The following is a 17,280-nucleotide window of genomic DNA, read 5'->3' on the forward strand; positions in this document are numbered from 1 at the left end:
ATTATTTGGATGGCGAAATGGATGTCTCTATCGAGTTTGGCGCACTACTTATCGTACTAGGCTTTGTTGCTGGCATCATCAACACGCTCGCTGGCGGTGGATCAAACCTCACCATACCCGCATTGATTGTGCTTGGGATGCCTGCTGAAGTGGCTAATGCGACAAACCGCGTTGGTGTGCTCATGCAAAGCGTGTCTGGCGTTGCTGGCTTTCGCCACCATAAACGCCTCGAAAATACGGACCTAGTGGCGATTCTCATTCCAACATTCATAGGTGGCGCCGCAGGCGCAGTTGCGGCGGCGTGGCTTCCCTCCAGCATCATTAAGCCCCTACTTCTTGGCACAATGCTCCTAATGGCATTTGTGATGCTCATCAAACCCAGTCTCGTTAGCCCAGATGCAGATGAACCTTTCCGTTTGGTCAAAGACACACCGTCATCTTTGATAGGGTTACTCATTGCAGGTTTCTATGGCGGATTTGTCCAAGCTGGCGTTGGTTTCGTGTTACTTGCCGCGCTTTGTGGGACATTGCGTTATGATTTGGTGCGAGGTAATGCGCTCAAACTGGTTTGCACACTCGCCTTCACCTCAATCTCTCTTGTCATCTTTATCTGGCACGACCTTATCCTATGGCTGCCAGGTCTTTTGCTCGCGATCGGCTCCATGGTCGGTGCTTGGTTGGCGGTTAAATTTGCCATTAAAGCAAATCCTAATACTCTGAAGTGGTTCTTGTTCTTGATGACATTAGTGGGTTGTGTTTTTGCCTATACTTCATAGCCTTAACGCGTAGTTTCCCCCACTTATCGCTGGGCAGGCACGACGTGCGACCAAAACATTTTACCCCCATCACAACCTACAATGGCCACTTGTGACGTCAGTCGAAGATGACGTAAATTCAGACAGTTATCAGTAGGTTTGCTGTCATACTGCCGAAAAAAGAATAGAAGCAAAATCACGTTTTCGTCAGCTATATAGGGAGTCGTAGAGCATGATTGCTCTGGATTACGCATTCTGCCTCACGGTAGGACAAGCTATTTGTCCGCAGAAAGATATTAATGATTTCTGTCTTGCACTTGGGCATGCGTTCATAGCGCAGTCTCCTGACGCACGCTGTCAACTGATGATTCGTGACGAACAGCATGAAGAATGGATGCAATTAGCTGATATCAAGCCAAAGTACTTTCAGCTATTTTCCCCCATGGTTCCCGCATGCAACCGGGATATCGAACTGCTCACTCAACGGTTCACGCAAAAGAATCATACTGTCAAAGACGACCTCTCCTATCTACTCATACCCTTGAAGATCAGAGGCGGCGCTTATGGTGCTTTGGTTTTGACGACGCCATTCTCTTTTAAGGCAGACTCCCATGCTTGCGAGATGCTGTCACTGCTCATCTCTGGTGCATTGGATAGTCACCTTCAACAACAAGCTTTTTTAACGGAAAAGACTCAGCACCTAAAGACAGAAGAGAAACGCATTCAAGAAGTGAGCTCGCAAAAAGGGTTGTTAGAACAGCTACATATATTGCACAAGATCTCTCTGCGCCTGTGGCACTCACGTTCTCTCGACAATATGCTTCACACTGCGGTGTATGAGTGTATTCACGCGCTTGATTTTGATCGAATGGCCATATTTCTTCTTAACACCCATACCGGATTGATGCGTGGAACGTACGGCACGGATATCAATGGAACAGTGACCAACGAGCAATGGTATTGCACTGCGATGTACGAGCATTACCATGCAAAGTCAACGCTGGACAAAAAGCAGCACATTACTATCAACGAAGATGTGCCTCTTTTTCACGACAACAAAGAAGTAGGCACTGGTTGGAACGCAACGATTTCACTGTGGGATGGCGATGACCCCATTGGATGGATTGCCTGCGATAACCTTATCTCTGGAACACCATTAAAAAGCTATCATTGTGAACTGTTGAAGTTACTTGGCGTGACTATGTCACAACATCTAATCCAGCGGCATGCTCAAGACCAATTAAAATCACTGAATCTATCGCTCGAGCAGCGTGTCGCTGACCGTACCGCGCAATTAGAAGAAGTAAATCGTCGCCTTAACCAAATATCTCGTGAAGACAGCCTCACTAAAATCCCCAACCGTCGTATGCTGGATGAAAGGCTCGAGGAAGAGTGGCGAAGAGCGATACGCTATCAAACACCGCTCACTATATTGATTGTCGATATTGATCATTTCAAACAATACAACGACATGTATGGTCATGCTTTAGGTGACAAGTGTTTGGCGCAAGTGGCTGAAGCGTTAAGCCATGTAGAACGAAGAGCTGGCGCAACTCTCGCGCGATTTGGCGGAGAAGAGTTCGTGTTCTTGCTTCCCGGTATCACTAAAGAGGAGTCAAGAATCGTTGCTGAACGAGCCCTTGCAGCGGTATCTTCACTCCAAATCCCTCATGGCGCGTCACCCATCGCACCCTATGTCACCATCAGTGCAGGTGCCAAAACCTGCACTCCGGACAAACCTAACAACCAGCAGCAATTGTTCATTGATGCTGATGTGGCGCTCTACGAAGCCAAGAGTTGCGGTAAAAATCAGGCCTTTGTTTTATAACGCTTCCGTTTAGGCCCGCCACTGCCTTTTCGTTTTTTGAACGGATTAGGTTGAGCCGGTAACGAACGTAAGCTGTCTGGAACAGGCCCTTTTCTTACCGAGGCCATCAAGTCCACTAACTCCGACTCTAACGCTGCCATAAAAGGTTGATAGCTCCCTTTTTTGTCCGCCATGTCTTGGAGCTGTCTTTCCCAATGCGCCGTCATATCCGGATAGGCCGACTTTTCTGGTATCGCATCAATAAGACCACAAGCCGAGGCCGTTGCCCGTATTTGTTTTCCTTCGCGTGAGAGCAGACTGCGCTTAAACAACAGTTCGAGAATACCTGCACGCGTCGCTTCGGTTCCTAGCCCATCTGTATCTCTGAGAATTTTTTTCAGCTCGGCTTCTTTTACAAAACGAGCAATACCCGTCATCGCTTGCAATAACGTGGCTTCAGTAAAATGCCTAGGCGGCTCGGTCATGCAATCTTTGATTTCACCACGTTCACACGTCAGCACCGTTCCCTTGCTTAACGGAGGAACTTGGCTTTCGATATCTTCTTTTTGCGAGGCGTTATCGCGCGTAAGCAAGGCTCGCCACCCTGCAAGGGTCAACTGCTTGCCTTTGGCAACAAAGATGCCTCCCGCAATCTCGAAGTCCAATTTGGCTTCCACGTACTCGGCCGAAGGGTAGAATTGCATGAGATACTGACGAGCAATCAGTTCGTAGACATCTTTCTCCCTTCCACTCAAGACTTGGCTACTTTTGCCCGTGGGAATAATGGCATGGTGCGCTTCCACTTTGCTGTCATTCCACGCTTTGGATTTAAGCAACAAATTGGCATTTTTTACGGCATCACTCAGAGGAGGCGCAGTTTTACTAATTGCTGACGTCACTGCTGACGCTTCTTTTAGGTGTTCTTTTGGCAGGTAGCGACTGTCTGAACGCGGGTAAGTAATCACCTTGTGTTTTTCATATAGAGACTGACAACACGCCAATACATCCGCGGCACTCATGTTGAAGCGTTTAGCGGCATCAATCTGAAGCGCAGAGAGGCTATATGGCAACGGCGGCGCTTGCTTGGTGCCTTTGCGCTCTGAAACCACTACCGTGGCAGGTTGGTTGGCAATACGTTGAGCAACGTTTTCCACCAACTTCCTTGATAACACTCTCCCCTCTTCATCCTGCCAAGGCTGACACGATTCGCTGGGTTGCCAGCGCGCAAAGATGTTATTGCCCTGATACGCAATAACAGCATCTAACTGATAAAACGGCTTTGGCACAAATGCAGCTATCTCTCGATCGCGACGAACCACCAAACCAAGCACAGGTGTTTGCACGCGCCCAACCGAGAGGACACCTTGATAACCAGCCTGCTTACCAAGCAGTGTGTACGCTCGTGACATGTTCATGCCATAGAGCCAATCCGCGCGAGAACGTGCAAGCGCTGATACCGAAAGCGGCACAAAATCGAGATTGCTTCGCATGGCAGACAGGGCTTTTGTCACCGCCGAAACGTTGAGGTCATTGATCAAGAGTCGCTGAATACGTTGTTTTTTCGCTTCCGGCAATTTAGCGAAGCTAAACACCTCATCCACCAGCAATTGCCCTTCTCTATCGGGGTCACCCGCGTGAATAATATCATTGAATTGCTTCAGCAATTTCTTCACAACGGATAGCTGTTTTGCTGCTGATTTTCTTGGTTTAAGAATCCAAGGATCAGGAAGGATTGGCAGGTCGTCTAATCGCCAAGTCTTGTACTTTTCGTCATAGGCATCAGGCTCTGCCTGCTCAAGCAGATGGCCAATACACCATGTGACAGTGTCGCCATTGGCAGCTTGAACATAGCCTTCGTGATTTTTATGAGGTTTAGGCAGTGCAGCAACAATGGCGCGGCCTAGGCTGGGCTTTTCTGCAATAAAGAGTCGGGCCATGGGGAAACCAGTTTACGGATCTATTGCCGACAATTTAGCGAAAATAAAGGGGGTTAACAACAATTAACTGGATATTTATCCAGTTAATTGTGAGTGATGAATACAGATGGGATCAAAGATAGGAAACGTATTTGCTGGTGTCGCGTTTCGGCGCATTTGCAGGTGTGCAATCCGGTGTGCCGACATAAAGGAAACCAACAATTTGATCATCACCAGCAACATCAAACGCTTCACGAACCGCCGCATGATATGCCCATTTACCCGTTCGCCAAAAACCTTGGAAGCCTTGGGCAACCGCAGCCATCTGCATCGCTTGTGCGGCGCAGCCTGCTGATATGTGTTGTTCGATCAACGGGACTTTATCGTGATGTTTAGTGCGTGCAATGACAGTGATCACCATTGGGGCGCGGTGCGGAGAGTTCGCCGCTTTTTCAATCACAGCGCTTTCTTCATTATCGGCTTGGGCAGCATTTTTCAAGATGGCAGAAAGCTTGTCCAATCCCTCCCCTGTTGCCACTACAAATTGCCATGGCGTGAGCGCTCCATGATCCGGTGCGCGCAGGCCAGCAGCCAGCATGTTTTCCAGTGCATCACCTTCTGGAGCGGGTGCCGATAAGCGAGGAATAGAACGACGTTGAGTCAGTAAATGTAATGCGTCCATGGAAGCCCCAATATTGATTCCGTTAATTTGCATTTGTTGCCCTAAAAATAACACAAACCCGAAGGATCAACTCCATTCGGGTTATGTGGGATTAAGTAAACACAAAGGGTTAACTCGTCATAAGCTACAAAGAGATAGCCAGTTCGACACCTTGACGAATGGCTCGCTTCGCATCCAGCTCGCCCGCTTTTTCCGCGCCACCGATAATGTGAGTTTGCTTACCCTGCCCTTCAAGCTGCGCGACAAGATCATTCACAGACTCTTGCCCAGCACAAATAATCACATGATCAGCAGGCAAGATATGGTGCTGGCCTTCTAGCGTAATATGCAAACCCGCATCGTCGATTTTCTCGTAACTCACGCCGCCTAATAGCTCGACACCGCGCTTCTCTAACGTTTTTCGGTGTATCCAGCCCGTTGTTTTACCTGGCCCTTTTCCGACCTTGCCTAGCTTACGTTGCAGCAACCAAACCTGACGTTGAGCGACATAGTGTGGCTGCGGTAGTAACCCGCCCTCGTGAGACAAGCTTTGGTCGATACTCCAATCTTTCAACCAATCTTCTAACGTGTGATCTTGTGGTTCGGTAATCATGGTTGCGACGTCAATCCCTATACCACCCGCACCAATCACAGCGACGCGATCACCCAGTTCTGGTTTGTCTCGAATAAGCGTTTGGTAATCTATCGCTTTAGAGTGGTCAATACCTTCAATGGCAGGCATTCGGGGTTTTACGCCAGTGGCAATCACCACTTCATCAAACTCTTTCAGCGCGTCGACATCAGCGGCTTGATTCAGTCGCACATCGATGTTGAATTGCGCCACTTTACGCGTGAAGTAACGAATAGATTCTTGAAACTCTTCTTTACCTGGAATTTGCATCGCCAGATTAAACTGACCGCCGAGCACAGCACTTTTCTCAAACAGCACAACGTCAAAACCGCGCTCTGCCGCTGTAACCGCACAAGACATACCCGCCATGCCGCCACCGACAATGGCAACACGTCGCTTATTCACGGCAGGAGAAATGACCAATTCGGTTTCATAACACGCTTGTGGATTCACCAAACAGCTAGCGCGCTTGCCTTTAAACACATGATCCAAACAGGCCTGATTACACGCAATACAGGTATTGATGTCATCCGCTTTATCTTGCTCTGCTTTGTTAACAAACGCTGCATCGGCCAAGAAGGGGCGCGCCATAGAAACCATGTCTGCCTGACCACTCGACAGGATATTTTCCGCCACGTCAGGAGTGTTAATGCGGTTACACGAAACCAAAGGAATGGACACCTCGCCTTTTAAGCGCTCAGTAACCCAGCTAAATGCCGCACGAGGAACTTGCGTCGCGATGGTCGGAACACGGGCTTCATGCCAGCCAATGCCCGTATTGAGAATGGTGACGCCAGCCGCTTCAAGCGCTTTTGCGAGTTCAACCACCTCTTCATGTGTACTTCCCTGCTCAACCAGATCAAGCATTGAGAGACGGAAAATGATTATGAAATCATGACCGACACGCTCGCGTACCGCTTTCACGATCTCGATCGGAAAACGAACACGGTTTTGATAGCTACCGCCCCAGCCGTCATAACGGGTATTCGACCGAGCGCAAATGAACTGATTAATCAAATAGCCTTCAGACCCCATGATTTCAATCCCGTCATAACCCGCCTCTCGGGCCAATTCAGCACTTTTTGCGAAATCTTTTATGGTACCTAAGATTTGTCGCTCACTCATCGCTGACGGCGCAAACTTCGAGATCGGTGATTTAGTGGCTGACGCACTCACCGCAAGAGGGTGCATGGCATAGCGCCCAGCATGGAGCAATTGTAATGCGATTTTTCCACCGTGTTGGTGAACAGAATCCGTGATAGTGCGATGAGCACGAGCCGCGCGACCACTGCTAAATTGCGCACTCAGTGGATGTAAACGGCCTCGGAAGTTAGGTGAAAAGCCCCCCGTCACAATCAAGCCCACACCACCCTTAGCCCGTTCGGCATAGAAGGCTGCTAGCTTTTTAAAACCATCGTTCGATTCTTCTAGACCGGTGTGCATTGATCCCATCAGTACGCGATTCTTCAACTGCGTAAAACCAAGATCCAGTGGCGCAAGTAAGTGAGGGTACGGCAAGTTCATTATCTACGCTTCCATGTTCATTTTTATTCTGATGAGACAACCATAAACCCGTCAAACAGAAGTTTCAAACGTTTGTTTACATTTTTACAACATAAATCAAAGCTAGGTTATCCAAACAGGATTGGTTACGATTACAGACATGAAAAGAAGCTGGGTAAACAAATGAAAACGCTTTTTAAATTTCTAGGAAATGTTCTGAAATGGTGTTGGAAGCTTTTAAGTTTCGCACGTCAATTGGTGTTGAATCTGATCTTCATCGCCATTTTTGTGATGATCTATTACGTGATGACGGACGATTACGTCGTTAAGCAAGAGCCAGTAGAGCAACCTGTTCAAGCGCTGTTGCTCGATATCTCCGGTCCCATCGTCGAAAAGCAACGTAGAATCGACCCTTACGATTTTGCTACGCGCAATCTCTTTGGTCAGCAGGTCGAGTTTGAAAATGTCCTCTTTGACATTGTTGAACAGATCCGCGAAGCCGCCAACGACGATAACATCAACGGCATGGTGCTGAGCCTGTCAGACATGTCTGAAACCAGCCTCACGAAATTGCGCTACATCGCAAAAGCCATTAATGAATTCAAAGCGACAGGTAAACCTGTTGTTGCGATTGGTGGTCACTACAATCAAAGTCAGTACTATCTCGCGAGCTATGCAGATGAGGTCTATATGGCACCGGATGGCGCTGTATTGCTGCGTGGCTATGGTACATACAATCTGTACTTTAAAGACTTACTGGATAAGCTCGATATTACCACTCACGTATTTCGTGTCGGCACGTATAAGTCGTTCGTTGAACCTTATACCCGTACTGAAATGTCTAACGAGGCACGCGAGTCCAACGCGGTTTGGCTAAACCAACTTTGGGGCGCTTTCGTCGAAGATGTTGCTTCCAATCGAGACATTGATGCTGATCGCTTATCACCAAATACTGAAACCTTGCTCAAAGAGCTAAAAGCGGCCAATGGCGATTTTGCGCTTCTCGCTCAACGATTAGGGTTGGTGGACGAGTTGCTAACCCGTCAACAAATTCGCAGTAAGCTTGCAGAGAAGTTCGGCAGTGATGGAGAGGACAGCTTTAACTATGTAAGCATGTACGATTACTCTTCATTCCAGTTCAATATGCCTAAAGCCGAACAAATTGCTGTTGTGGTTGCTAGTGGCGCTATTGTCGATGGCTTTGAATCTGAAGGCACTGTGGGCGGCGACACAACCGCAGCATTGCTTCGAGATGCACGCCTTAACGATGCAGTAAAAGCTGTGGTACTGCGTGTTGATAGCCCAGGAGGCAGTGCGTTTGCTTCCGAGGTCATTCGCAACGAAGTCGAAGCGCTGAAAGAAGCAGGGAAACCCGTTGTTGTATCCATGTCGAGTGTGGCGGCATCAGGCGGCTATTGGATTTCAACCAGTGCCGACCGAATTCTTGCGCAACCCACCACCATCACAGGCTCAATCGGTATCTTCGGTATTTTAACGACGTTCGAAGATGCACTCGCCAAGTACGGTGTTTACAACGATGGCATTGGCACAACGCCATTTGCGGGTGTCGGTGTCACGCGAGCCCTTCCTGAAGGTGTGTCAGACATCATGCAACTGGGTATCGAGAATGGCTACCAGCGTTTTATCGGTCTCGTAGCAAGCCAACGTAACCTATCAATTGAAGATGTCGATAACGTCGCGCAAGGCCGAGTCTGGACAGGCTATGACGCAATGAAGCGTGGCTTGGTCGATCAACTCGGTGACTTTGATGATGCCATTGCTGTTGCCGCTGAATTGGCGCAACTCGAAGACTACTCACTCAACTGGCTTGAAGAACCATTAACGCCGGCACAGCAGTTCATCTATGACTTTGTGAATCAAGCCATTGTGAAACTCGACCTTGGCATGAACGTTAAGCTGTCACCGATAGTGCAACAGTTCGCTAACACCGCTGTGAACGAAATAAACACCTTAAATAACTTCAATGATCCAAATGGACAATACGCGCTTTGTCCAAATTGCAGTTATTACGAGAACTGAGAACTCCCCGGCAAGCGCCGGGGTTTTTTTTACCCCTCTGGTACGTATAATGCCGCCACGACCTCGGCAACATTGAATTTGTGAAGATGGAAAGAAAACACATATATATCGCCTACACTGGCGGCACGATCGGCATGCTGAAATCAGAGCAAGGTTACATTCCCGTCTCTGGCTTCATGCAACAGCAACTCAAGCAGATGCCGGAATTCCATCGTCCAGAAATGCCTGAATTTACGATTCACGAATACGCACCACTCATTGACTCCGCAGACATGACGCCTGCCGAGTGGCAACGTATTGCTGACGACATTCGTGATAACTATGACAATTACGACGGCTTTGTCATTCTGCATGGTACTGACACCATGGCGTACACCGCGTCCGCGTTGTCGTTCATGCTGGAGAATTTGGATAAGCCTGTCATCGTAACAGGTTCACAAATTCCATTGGCAGAGCTTCGTTCGGATGGGCAAGCAAACCTGCTTAACTCTCTGCATATTGCGGCTAACTACCCGATTAACGAAGTGACACTGTTCTTCAATAATCAACTGCTTCGCGGCAACCGCAGCACAAAATCTCACGCTGATGGCTTTAATGCGTTTACATCGCCAAACATGCCTTCATTGCTAGAAGCAGGGATCAACATTCAGCTTAACGGCGCTGAAATTGATAAAAAGCCAGAAGGCGAATTCAAAGTTCATACCATCACTGAGCAACCTGTTGCCATCATCATGATGTACCCTGGCATTTCTCCTGATGTAATACGAAATGCGCTCAAGCAACCCGTCAATGCCATGATTCTGCTAACATTTGGTGTGGGCAATGCTCCACAAAACAAAGAACTGTTAGGGCTACTCAGAGAAGCCACAAACCGTGGCGTGGTTGTACTTAACCTTACGCAGTGTCTTGCTGGCAAGGTGAACATGGGAGGTTATGCAACGGGCTGTGCCTTGGCGGAAGCTGGTGTTCTTAGCGGATACGACATGACTCCAGAAGCGGCCTTAGCAAAATTACATTATCTGTTGAGCCAAGATCTACCAATGGAAACTGTACGAAACTTGCTTCAACAAGATCTTCGCGGTGAGCTAACCCTCTAGACGCGACTCCTTTAGACGATGCCTCTTTAGAAGATGCCCTCTAGACGAAGCTGGCTAGCATTTTGGTCACAAAAAAAACGGCATTTATGCCGTTTTTTTATATCAGTCATTCGTACTAGTCATTATTGACGTTTGTTTGAACAATGGTTTCCTGATCGCTTGAGAATTCACGCTTCAGTGCCGCTTTTGACTTCAATGTAATGTCGCCCCCTGCTGCCACCGTCATGTGCTGAGGTGAGGTGTTGTGGCGAGATTGGTAAAGCATCACAACCTGCATGGCATGGTCACGCTGCTCTTGCGTGAGAGAAGTACCTTCTGGCCATTTTCCTGTTTCAACGGCGTAGCTCAAACGCTCATACGCGTCAGGGGTAATGCTGGACAATATCTGTTCAATATCCATTTTTATTCCTCGGATTCCATGCCTGACTTTCAAGCATATTTGTCTACTTAACCATGCTAATTCAAGGGGTTTTAAAACAAAACGCCTAACTTCCACCAATATAACGACCAATCTTTCGTCATACCCCAAAGCATACTTTTGCCATGCTTTGGTTTTGAATCATGCAAATATACTTATCTAATAGTACTGATTTTATAATGAATACGCACTTTCTTGCTTGAGCAAGGCCAAAGGTTTTGCCAATTTGTCACCTAATGAGGCGCAAGGCGAATCAAGTTGCAGTGAAATCGCACCAATAGCGACACCTTCTTATATTGCCCATAGCTGGCATCAAGTTGCCCTCAATTTTTTTGAGCTCCAACATCGCTCAGTGTTCTAAAGCCCAATCAACAAGGTAACGTATCATGTCCACCATTACAGGCGGCAATTCAGCTGACAACCTAATAGGTACAGCTGACGATGATGAGATCTACGGACTTCTTGGCAACGATACGCTTCGTGGCTATGAAGGTGATGATGTCATTTACGGCGACTCCGCGGCGACTGAGATTCAGAGCCTAACGCCTACCGCTGACGGCAGTTTTGACATTCAAAGCGATACGTTCATTTCAGTCTCTCTTTCAGGCTTTAACTTTGCCTCCACTGACGAAAAGAGCCTCGGTTATGCCATTCTTGATGCATCAGGCAATGTGGTCAGCAAAGATATCATTGTTGATTACGTTAACCTTGCTGAACGCGGATCAGCGCTAGACATCAATGCCACTGGCGGCGTCAAACTCGTTTTCTTTACCATTGCCTCTAGCGAATTATCACAGTTTGAATGGACGCCTCTCGACTTAAATACCGTTGATACCAATATCCCGTCTTCGACAGTCAGCATCGACGTCAAAGAAATCACCAGTGATGCATCATCCCATGGCGACGATTCTTTGTATGGCTACGAGGGCGATGATGAACTCTATGGCGAAGGCGGCGATGATTACATCGTCGCTGGTGCAGGCAATGATATCGTGTCTGGCGGAATTGGGGATGATTCAGCGTGGGGCGGAAACGGTGATGACCATATTCACGGCGGCGATGGCGATGACAAACTCTATGGTCAAAACGGTGTCGATAAGCTCGAAGGTGGCACTGGCGACGACGAACTTTGGGGCGGACGTGGCAACGATACCCTATTGGCAGGCGCAGGAGATGACTACGTCGAAGGGCAAGATGGCGATGATACCATCCGAGCCGGCGATGGTGACGATGAGGTTTGGAGTGGCGTAGGTAACGACAACATTCGTGGCGACCAAGGCGATGATTATATCAACGCAGAGAGCGGCGATGATCGTGTTTTGGGCGGCGCAGGTGACGACACTATCTTTGGCGAGGACGGCAACGACGACTTACGCGGAAATGGCGGTAATGATGTCGTTTATGGCGGAGCAGGGAATGACACGCTGCGAGGCAATGCCGGAGATGATTATCTAGATGGCGGAGAGGGCGACGACACACTCTTTGGCAACCTAGGCTCCAACACATTACTCGGTGGTGATGGCAATGACTACATCTTTGGAGGCTGGTTAAGTACAGACAGCTACTTTGATGGTCAAGCAGGCCAAGACAGACTCAAAGGCGGCACTAACTCTGACACATTTGTTTTTGACAGCGACGACTTTCAAGGCCAAATAAAAACACTGAGTGGCGGAGAGCAAGTGAATTTGCAAATTTACGATGCCGCGACAGGGTTCGATACTTTGCACGTTTTCGGTGATACACACGCCGATTTCACGGGTGAACTCTACCAAACCACACCGGGAGTCACTGGTAATGTCATTGCAGGGATAGAATCCGTATTGGGAGACAGCGACGATCAAACAGTCACAGTCAATGCCCACCAGATAGATGCGAAATCAGATGCAACAGACAACAGTGACTGGCAAGGGTTTATCGCGTGGCTGGGCGACGGCGACGATACCTTTGACGTTACGGGTCTTGATTGGCAATACAACGCTTCTGAACCAGTCAACGCATTGATCACGCCCGCTATGCTCGACAAAATGGGAATCAATGCAACCCAAGCGGCTGACCTACAGTCCTATGTCTTTATAGACACGATCACCAACGACAAAGTCACAATTTGGACAGATGCTGAAACCGTCACGTATTTTGGCGTCGATATTGTGTGACGAACCCTTATTAAAACTCAGGCCAGCTATTATGCTGGTCTTTTTTATGTCTGTGGACTCACGCAAAACTCCGGAAATGAAGATAAACTGATGAAAGGTGTTTATGTTATAAGTCACTCGACATAAATGAGAGACAGCGACGAAAGAGCCACAGCCATCATGAATAAAGGTCATATAACATTTCCAATCAAAGTGGTAATTGCCGCATTGACTACCTTATTGTTGTCCGGGTGCTTTGAAAGCAACCGCAGCAGTGCGCAGCTTTGTGAAAATTACCCTCAAATATGTACTAAATTAAACGTGAATGATGGCCAATGTCGCCATGAGAGAACAGACCTCATTTGGCTTCGCTTTGATGTCGTGAAGAAGCCTTCAGACCTCAATAAGTTTGACGAATTACAACTGACGAAGAAATATGCCAAGTGCATGGAATCAGCTGCCCAAATTGAAACCACCACATTGAAGTCCAAGAAAACCCTGCGCACCGAAGCACTTTTCCATGCCTATGATGAGATTGTGAGACTAGAACAAGAACTTAAGAATTCTTACCAACCTTCAATCATTTATTACCGATGGACGCAAGGTGACCAAGAAGCGCTTGAACAATTTCTGAAGCTAGAAGAAACAGAGTACCTTGATTCCCCTGAGATGCAGCTTGGCCTAGCAACGTATTACGTCGATAAAGACAAATTACACACGATTAAATTGCTCATGAAATCACTCACTCTCTATGACGGGCGCGGTGGCAGCACAATAGAAAAAACCATCCCTGACGTGATCAAATCACTCGCCACGGCAAATCACTCTATCGGCGAACTTGATCAGGCGTACATGTGGGCGTTAGTGGGCGGTGAAATGGGTCTTGCTATTGCAAAGGAACAGCAACTCAAATTGCTTTATCCAATGGAAGATTCAAGAAGACACCACATTGCCGACATCGCAGATGATATAGCCTCCGCGATCGAGGGAGGAGACTTTAATGCTAGCATGCTGCATCAACTAGGCGCACTGTCCTCCAACAACCAGTCTTAGCCATCAAATGGCGTTGATAACGTGCATGGATAAGGTTCGTTGACTAAGTGCATTAAAAAAGCGTGCTGGATGCACGCTTTTTTGATCCCATACTTTCAACCAAGTATCGCTTGTTCAATCTTCCGATTCATCAAACGTCATGGCGACAGAATTTACACAGTAGCGCTGACCTGTTTCGGTGGGTCCATCGTCAAATACATGGCCAAGGTGGCTATCACAATTCACGCAGCGAATCTCGGTTCGCACCATGCCATGCCCTGTATCTTCAACAAACTTCACGGCGCCTTCAACTGCCGCATCAAAACTGGGCCAACCACAGCCGGAATCAAACTTTGTGCCTGATTCAAAAAGCAGAGAATCGCAACATACGCAGTGATACGAGCCGCTTTTGTGTTGATGAAGTAAGGCGCCAGAATAAGGCGCTTCTGTATGGCCTAAACGGCAAACTTTATATGCTTCATCTGAAAGGCTTTCTTTCCAGCTTTTATCTAAATGGGTCGTCATGACTTCCTCTAATTTGGGAATTTTTGCGTCTCCCTCTTTTCTTACCGTTAAATCATATTGAGTGCCAGTCTAGTCACTTCGCACCGCCCACCCCATCACAACTTCCACACTTTCAACGACAAAAATTCCACCAATCCAGCAAAAATAGACAGCCTCAAATGATATGCATGAGTTTTCATTTTCTGTTGTCTTTTAATGACATAACACACAGCACCTTCTATCTCCGTGGAATTCTCAATATTCGCACGCACTGAAGCACGTATTCTTCCCATACTTTCTGATTAGTATTAAACACGAATCAACAAGTCTATGCGCAGTCCCTCGTGTCAGTAAGTGGCACATGAATTTCAACAATCCCAGCAAAACACCAAAAAATTGTTTAGTGCTGTAGAAATAATCCGTACTATTTTTTGATTTTAAGCAATTTAGGTGGGTTTTTTACTTGCATGGGTGATACTGATTCTGTAATTTTACTACCAGTTTCATTTTCACTAGATATCAAAGTTGTGGAGCAACATAATGACTATCAAAGTAGGTATTAACGGTTTTGGCCGTATCGGCCGTTTCGTATTCCGTGCATCTGTTGAGCGTAACGACATCGAAGTTGTAGCAATCAACGACCTGATCGACGTAGATTACATGGCGTACATGCTAAAGTACGATTCAACTCACGGTCGTTTTAACGGCACTGTTGAAGTAGTTGAAGGTAACCTAGTTGTTAACGGTAAAACCGTTCGCGTAACAGCTGAGCGTAACCCAACTGAACTTCAGTGGGATGCAGTAGGTGTTGACGTAGTTGCTGAAGCAACTGGTATCTTCCTGACTGACGAAACTGCACGCCAACACATCACTGCTGGTGCTAAGAAAGTTGTTCTTACTGGTCCTTCTAAAGATGCGACCCCAATGTTCGTAATGGGTGTTAACCAAGACACTTACGCGGGCCAAGACATCGTTTCTAACGCTTCTTGTACTACTAACTGCCTAGCGCCAATCGCTAAAGTACTGAACGACAACTTCGGTATCGAATCTGGCCTGATGACTACTGTTCACGCAACTACAGCAACTCAGAAGACTGTTGACGGTCCTTCTGCTAAAGACTGGCGTGGCGGTCGTGGTGCTTCTCAGAACATCATCCCATCATCAACTGGTGCAGCTAAAGCAGTAGGCGTTGTTCTTCCAGAACTAAACGGCAAACTGACTGGTATGGCTTTCCGCGTACCAACTGCAAACGTTTCTGTTGTTGACCTAACTGTTAACCTGAAAGAGTCTGCAACTTACGAAGCAATCTGTGCTGCTATGAAAGCTGCTTCAGAAGGCGAGATGGCTGGCGTTCTTGGCTACACTGAAGACGAAGTTGTTTCTCAAGACTTCATCGGTGAAAAGCAAACTTCAGTATTCGATGCTAAAGCTGGTGTTGCTCTGACTGACAAATTCGTTAAAGTTGTATCTTGGTACGACAACGAAATCGGTTACTCAAACAAAGTTCTGGACCTGATTGCTCACATCTCTAAGTAATCATTCCGGATTGCCTATTTAAGGCATGAGTGACAAAAGGCGGCTTATTGGCCGCCTTTTTTGTATCTAAATTTCAGATTCAAAAGGCAAATCTCATGGATGTTAATCAGCTTCCAACCACTGCTGTCCTCTCTGACTATGTCACCGTTTGCGAGCTTGACGGCATTAAAGTGCTCCGCGTCATTCACCCTAAAGCAACGGCTTCCATTTCTCTTTTTGGTGCTCATGTACTTAGCTTCCAACCATCTGGTAAAAAAGATGTCATTTGGATGAGTGAGAAAGCCGATTTTAGCGGTAACAAAGCCATTCGTGGTGGCGTTCCTGTTTGCTGGCCTTGGTTTGGTAAAGCAGCAGAACCATCACATGGTTTCGCACGCAGCAGCGAGTGGACACTTAACGAACACAGAGAGAATGAGCAAGGCGTTATTATTAGCCTCACGCTGAAAGATTCAGCCAACACTCGCGATATATGGCCGCATGCATTCAACGCGGAAATTATCATGGAGGTCGGCGATACGCTGAAAATCAGCCTTGTTTCTACGAACACGGGTGACACCCCTATGCTGATAGGTGGCGCGCTCCATACTTATCTAAACATTGGCGACATTACCAAAACCACCGTTTCTCAACTCGGCAACGAGTTCATTGCTGCGGGTGTTCGTCACCCAAGCGCTGGCAATACGGGATTTGACCAAGAAGTTGATCGAATTTATACGCATTCTGACGAAACCGTCATGGTTGAAGACCTTGGCTTTCAGCGCCGTCTTGCCGTAACGAACCAAGGTCACAATGCTGTCGTGGTGTGGAATCCGTGGAAGGATTTGTCTATCAGCATGGGTGACATGGCTGATAACAGCTATGAAACCATGGTGTGTGTGGAGTCTGCCGTTCATGACCGCAGCGTCACCTTGGAGCCAGGGCAAACTCACACATTGTCTACCGTGATTTCCTGTCAATAACCAGCAGCAAAACTCCCCCCTCTAAGCCGGATCGACAATTGCTCCGGCTTTATTACTTTGATTATCCCTCCTTCTACCTCGTTTGTTTTCCTCTAGTCGCCTCACAAAACAAGACACAGCATTAAGGTATTAATCGTAAGCGTGATTCTCTTCGTATTGATAAGTTCATTGCGATGAGGAAGTTACAGCTTGAATACAAGGCCTTATCACAAAAGGGAAAAATATCGAAAAAACAACGAATTCAACCAAGCAAATTGATCAGTTGCTACTAGTCTTAAAAAGGTAAGGA

Annotated in this window: 13 protein-coding genes; 8 read left to right on the forward strand and 5 right to left on the reverse strand. The window is 47.4% G+C overall.

Features of this window, described 5'->3' with window-relative positions; all coding sequences use genetic code 11:
* Positions 1-17: 17 nt before the first annotated feature.
* Both Q365_RS0107950 and Q365_RS0107955 read left to right on the forward strand, forming a co-directional pair.
* Positions 18-776, forward strand: coding sequence for a sulfite exporter TauE/SafE family protein (locus tag Q365_RS0107950; protein WP_028022841.1), 759 nt, complete (start codon positions 18-20; stop codon positions 774-776).
* A gap of 211 nt (positions 777-987) precedes the next feature.
* Entirely contained in the window at positions 988-2,583 is a 1,596-nt protein-coding gene (locus Q365_RS0107955; RefSeq protein WP_028022842.1) for a diguanylate cyclase, read from the forward strand.
* Here the strand turns inward: Q365_RS0107955 and Q365_RS0107960 are convergent.
* From Q365_RS0107960 to Q365_RS0107970, 3 genes are all read right to left on the reverse strand, one after another.
* Positions 2,565-4,499, reverse strand: a complete 1,935-nt coding sequence (locus Q365_RS0107960) for a DNA topoisomerase III (protein WP_028022843.1) — start codon at positions 4,497-4,499, stop codon at positions 2,565-2,567. The two genes, Q365_RS0107955 and Q365_RS0107960, sit on opposite strands and share 19 nt — an antisense overlap.
* Positions 4,500-4,611: 112 nt before the next feature.
* A complete protein-coding gene (locus Q365_RS0107965; RefSeq protein WP_028022844.1) occupies positions 4,612-5,160 on the reverse strand; it encodes an NAD(P)H nitroreductase in 549 nt (182 codons plus the stop codon).
* Between the two features lie 124 nt (positions 5,161-5,284).
* A complete protein-coding gene (locus Q365_RS0107970; protein WP_028022845.1) occupies positions 5,285-7,294 on the reverse strand; it encodes an NADPH-dependent 2,4-dienoyl-CoA reductase in 2,010 nt (669 codons plus the stop codon).
* A gap of 162 nt (positions 7,295-7,456) precedes the next feature.
* Here Q365_RS0107970 and sppA point away from each other — a divergent pair, with 162 nt between their 5' ends.
* Both sppA and ansA read left to right on the forward strand, forming a co-directional pair.
* Positions 7,457-9,313: a signal peptide peptidase SppA gene (gene sppA / locus Q365_RS0107975; protein WP_028022846.1), complete on the forward strand. Its 1,857-nt coding sequence runs from the start codon at positions 7,457-7,459 to the stop codon at positions 9,311-9,313.
* 86 nt (positions 9,314-9,399) lie between these two features.
* A complete protein-coding gene (gene ansA, locus Q365_RS0107980) occupies positions 9,400-10,410 on the forward strand; it encodes an asparaginase (RefSeq protein ID WP_028022847.1) in 1,011 nt (336 codons plus the stop codon).
* Positions 10,411-10,525: 115 nt separating this feature from the next.
* Here the strand turns inward: ansA and Q365_RS0107985 are convergent, their stop codons facing one another.
* Entirely contained in the window at positions 10,526-10,810 is a 285-nt protein-coding gene (locus Q365_RS0107985; protein WP_028022848.1) for a YeaC family protein, read from the reverse strand.
* Positions 10,811-11,214: 404 nt separating this feature from the next.
* Between Q365_RS0107985 and Q365_RS0107990 the strand changes: the two genes are divergently transcribed.
* Both Q365_RS0107990 and Q365_RS0107995 read left to right on the forward strand, forming a co-directional pair.
* Complete coding sequence (locus Q365_RS0107990; protein WP_028022849.1) at positions 11,215-12,981, forward strand: calcium-binding protein; 1,767 nt, start codon at positions 11,215-11,217, stop codon at positions 12,979-12,981.
* A gap of 159 nt (positions 12,982-13,140) precedes the next feature.
* Entirely contained in the window at positions 13,141-14,013 is an 873-nt protein-coding gene (locus Q365_RS0107995; protein ID WP_028022850.1) for a DUF2989 domain-containing protein, read from the forward strand.
* A 114-nt stretch (positions 14,014-14,127) separates the two neighbouring features.
* Here Q365_RS0107995 and msrB read toward each other — a convergent pair whose 3' ends face one another.
* Entirely contained in the window at positions 14,128-14,517 is a 390-nt protein-coding gene (gene msrB, locus Q365_RS0108000; RefSeq protein ID WP_028022851.1) for a peptide-methionine (R)-S-oxide reductase MsrB, read from the reverse strand.
* A gap of 519 nt (positions 14,518-15,036) precedes the next feature.
* Here msrB and gap point away from each other — a divergent pair.
* A complete protein-coding gene (gap, locus tag Q365_RS0108005) occupies positions 15,037-16,032 on the forward strand; it encodes a type I glyceraldehyde-3-phosphate dehydrogenase (RefSeq protein WP_028022852.1) in 996 nt (331 codons plus the stop codon).
* Positions 16,033-16,127: 95 nt separating this feature from the next.
* Positions 16,128-16,991, forward strand: a complete 864-nt coding sequence (locus Q365_RS0108010) for a D-hexose-6-phosphate mutarotase (protein WP_028022853.1) — start codon at positions 16,128-16,130, stop codon at positions 16,989-16,991.
* Positions 16,992-17,280: the final 289 nt, after the last annotated feature.

Origin of the sequence: Enterovibrio calviensis DSM 14347, from assembly GCF_000621165.1 — a bacterium.
In the GTDB taxonomy this organism is placed as follows: Bacteria; Pseudomonadota; Gammaproteobacteria; order Enterobacterales; family Vibrionaceae; genus Enterovibrio; species Enterovibrio calviensis.

Bases quoted from the DNA above. Each gene is read 5' to 3' on its own strand.
- Q365_RS0107950 (WP_028022841.1), top strand. From the start codon at position 18: ATGGATGTCTCTATCGAGTTTGGCGCACTACTTATCGTACTAGGCTTT.
- Q365_RS0107955 (WP_028022842.1), top strand. From the start codon at position 988: ATGATTGCTCTGGATTACGCATTCTGCCTCACGGTAGGACAAGCTATT.
- Q365_RS0107960 (WP_028022843.1), bottom strand. From the start codon at position 4,499: ATGGCCCGACTCTTTATTGCAGAAAAGCCCAGCCTAGGCCGCGCCATT.
- Q365_RS0107965 (WP_028022844.1), bottom strand. From the start codon at position 5,160: ATGGACGCATTACATTTACTGACTCAACGTCGTTCTATTCCTCGCTTA.
- Q365_RS0107970 (WP_028022845.1), bottom strand. From the start codon at position 7,294: ATGAACTTGCCGTACCCTCACTTACTTGCGCCACTGGATCTTGGTTTT.
- sppA (WP_028022846.1), top strand. From the start codon at position 7,457: ATGAAAACGCTTTTTAAATTTCTAGGAAATGTTCTGAAATGGTGTTGG.
- ansA (WP_028022847.1), top strand. From the start codon at position 9,400: ATGGAAAGAAAACACATATATATCGCCTACACTGGCGGCACGATCGGC.
- Q365_RS0107985 (WP_028022848.1), bottom strand. From the start codon at position 10,810: ATGGATATTGAACAGATATTGTCCAGCATTACCCCTGACGCGTATGAG.
- Q365_RS0107990 (WP_028022849.1), top strand. From the start codon at position 11,215: ATGTCCACCATTACAGGCGGCAATTCAGCTGACAACCTAATAGGTACA.
- Q365_RS0107995 (WP_028022850.1), top strand. From the start codon at position 13,141: ATGAATAAAGGTCATATAACATTTCCAATCAAAGTGGTAATTGCCGCA.
- msrB (WP_028022851.1), bottom strand. From the start codon at position 14,517: ATGACGACCCATTTAGATAAAAGCTGGAAAGAAAGCCTTTCAGATGAA.
- gap (WP_028022852.1), top strand. From the start codon at position 15,037: ATGACTATCAAAGTAGGTATTAACGGTTTTGGCCGTATCGGCCGTTTC.
- Q365_RS0108010 (WP_028022853.1), top strand. From the start codon at position 16,128: ATGGATGTTAATCAGCTTCCAACCACTGCTGTCCTCTCTGACTATGTC.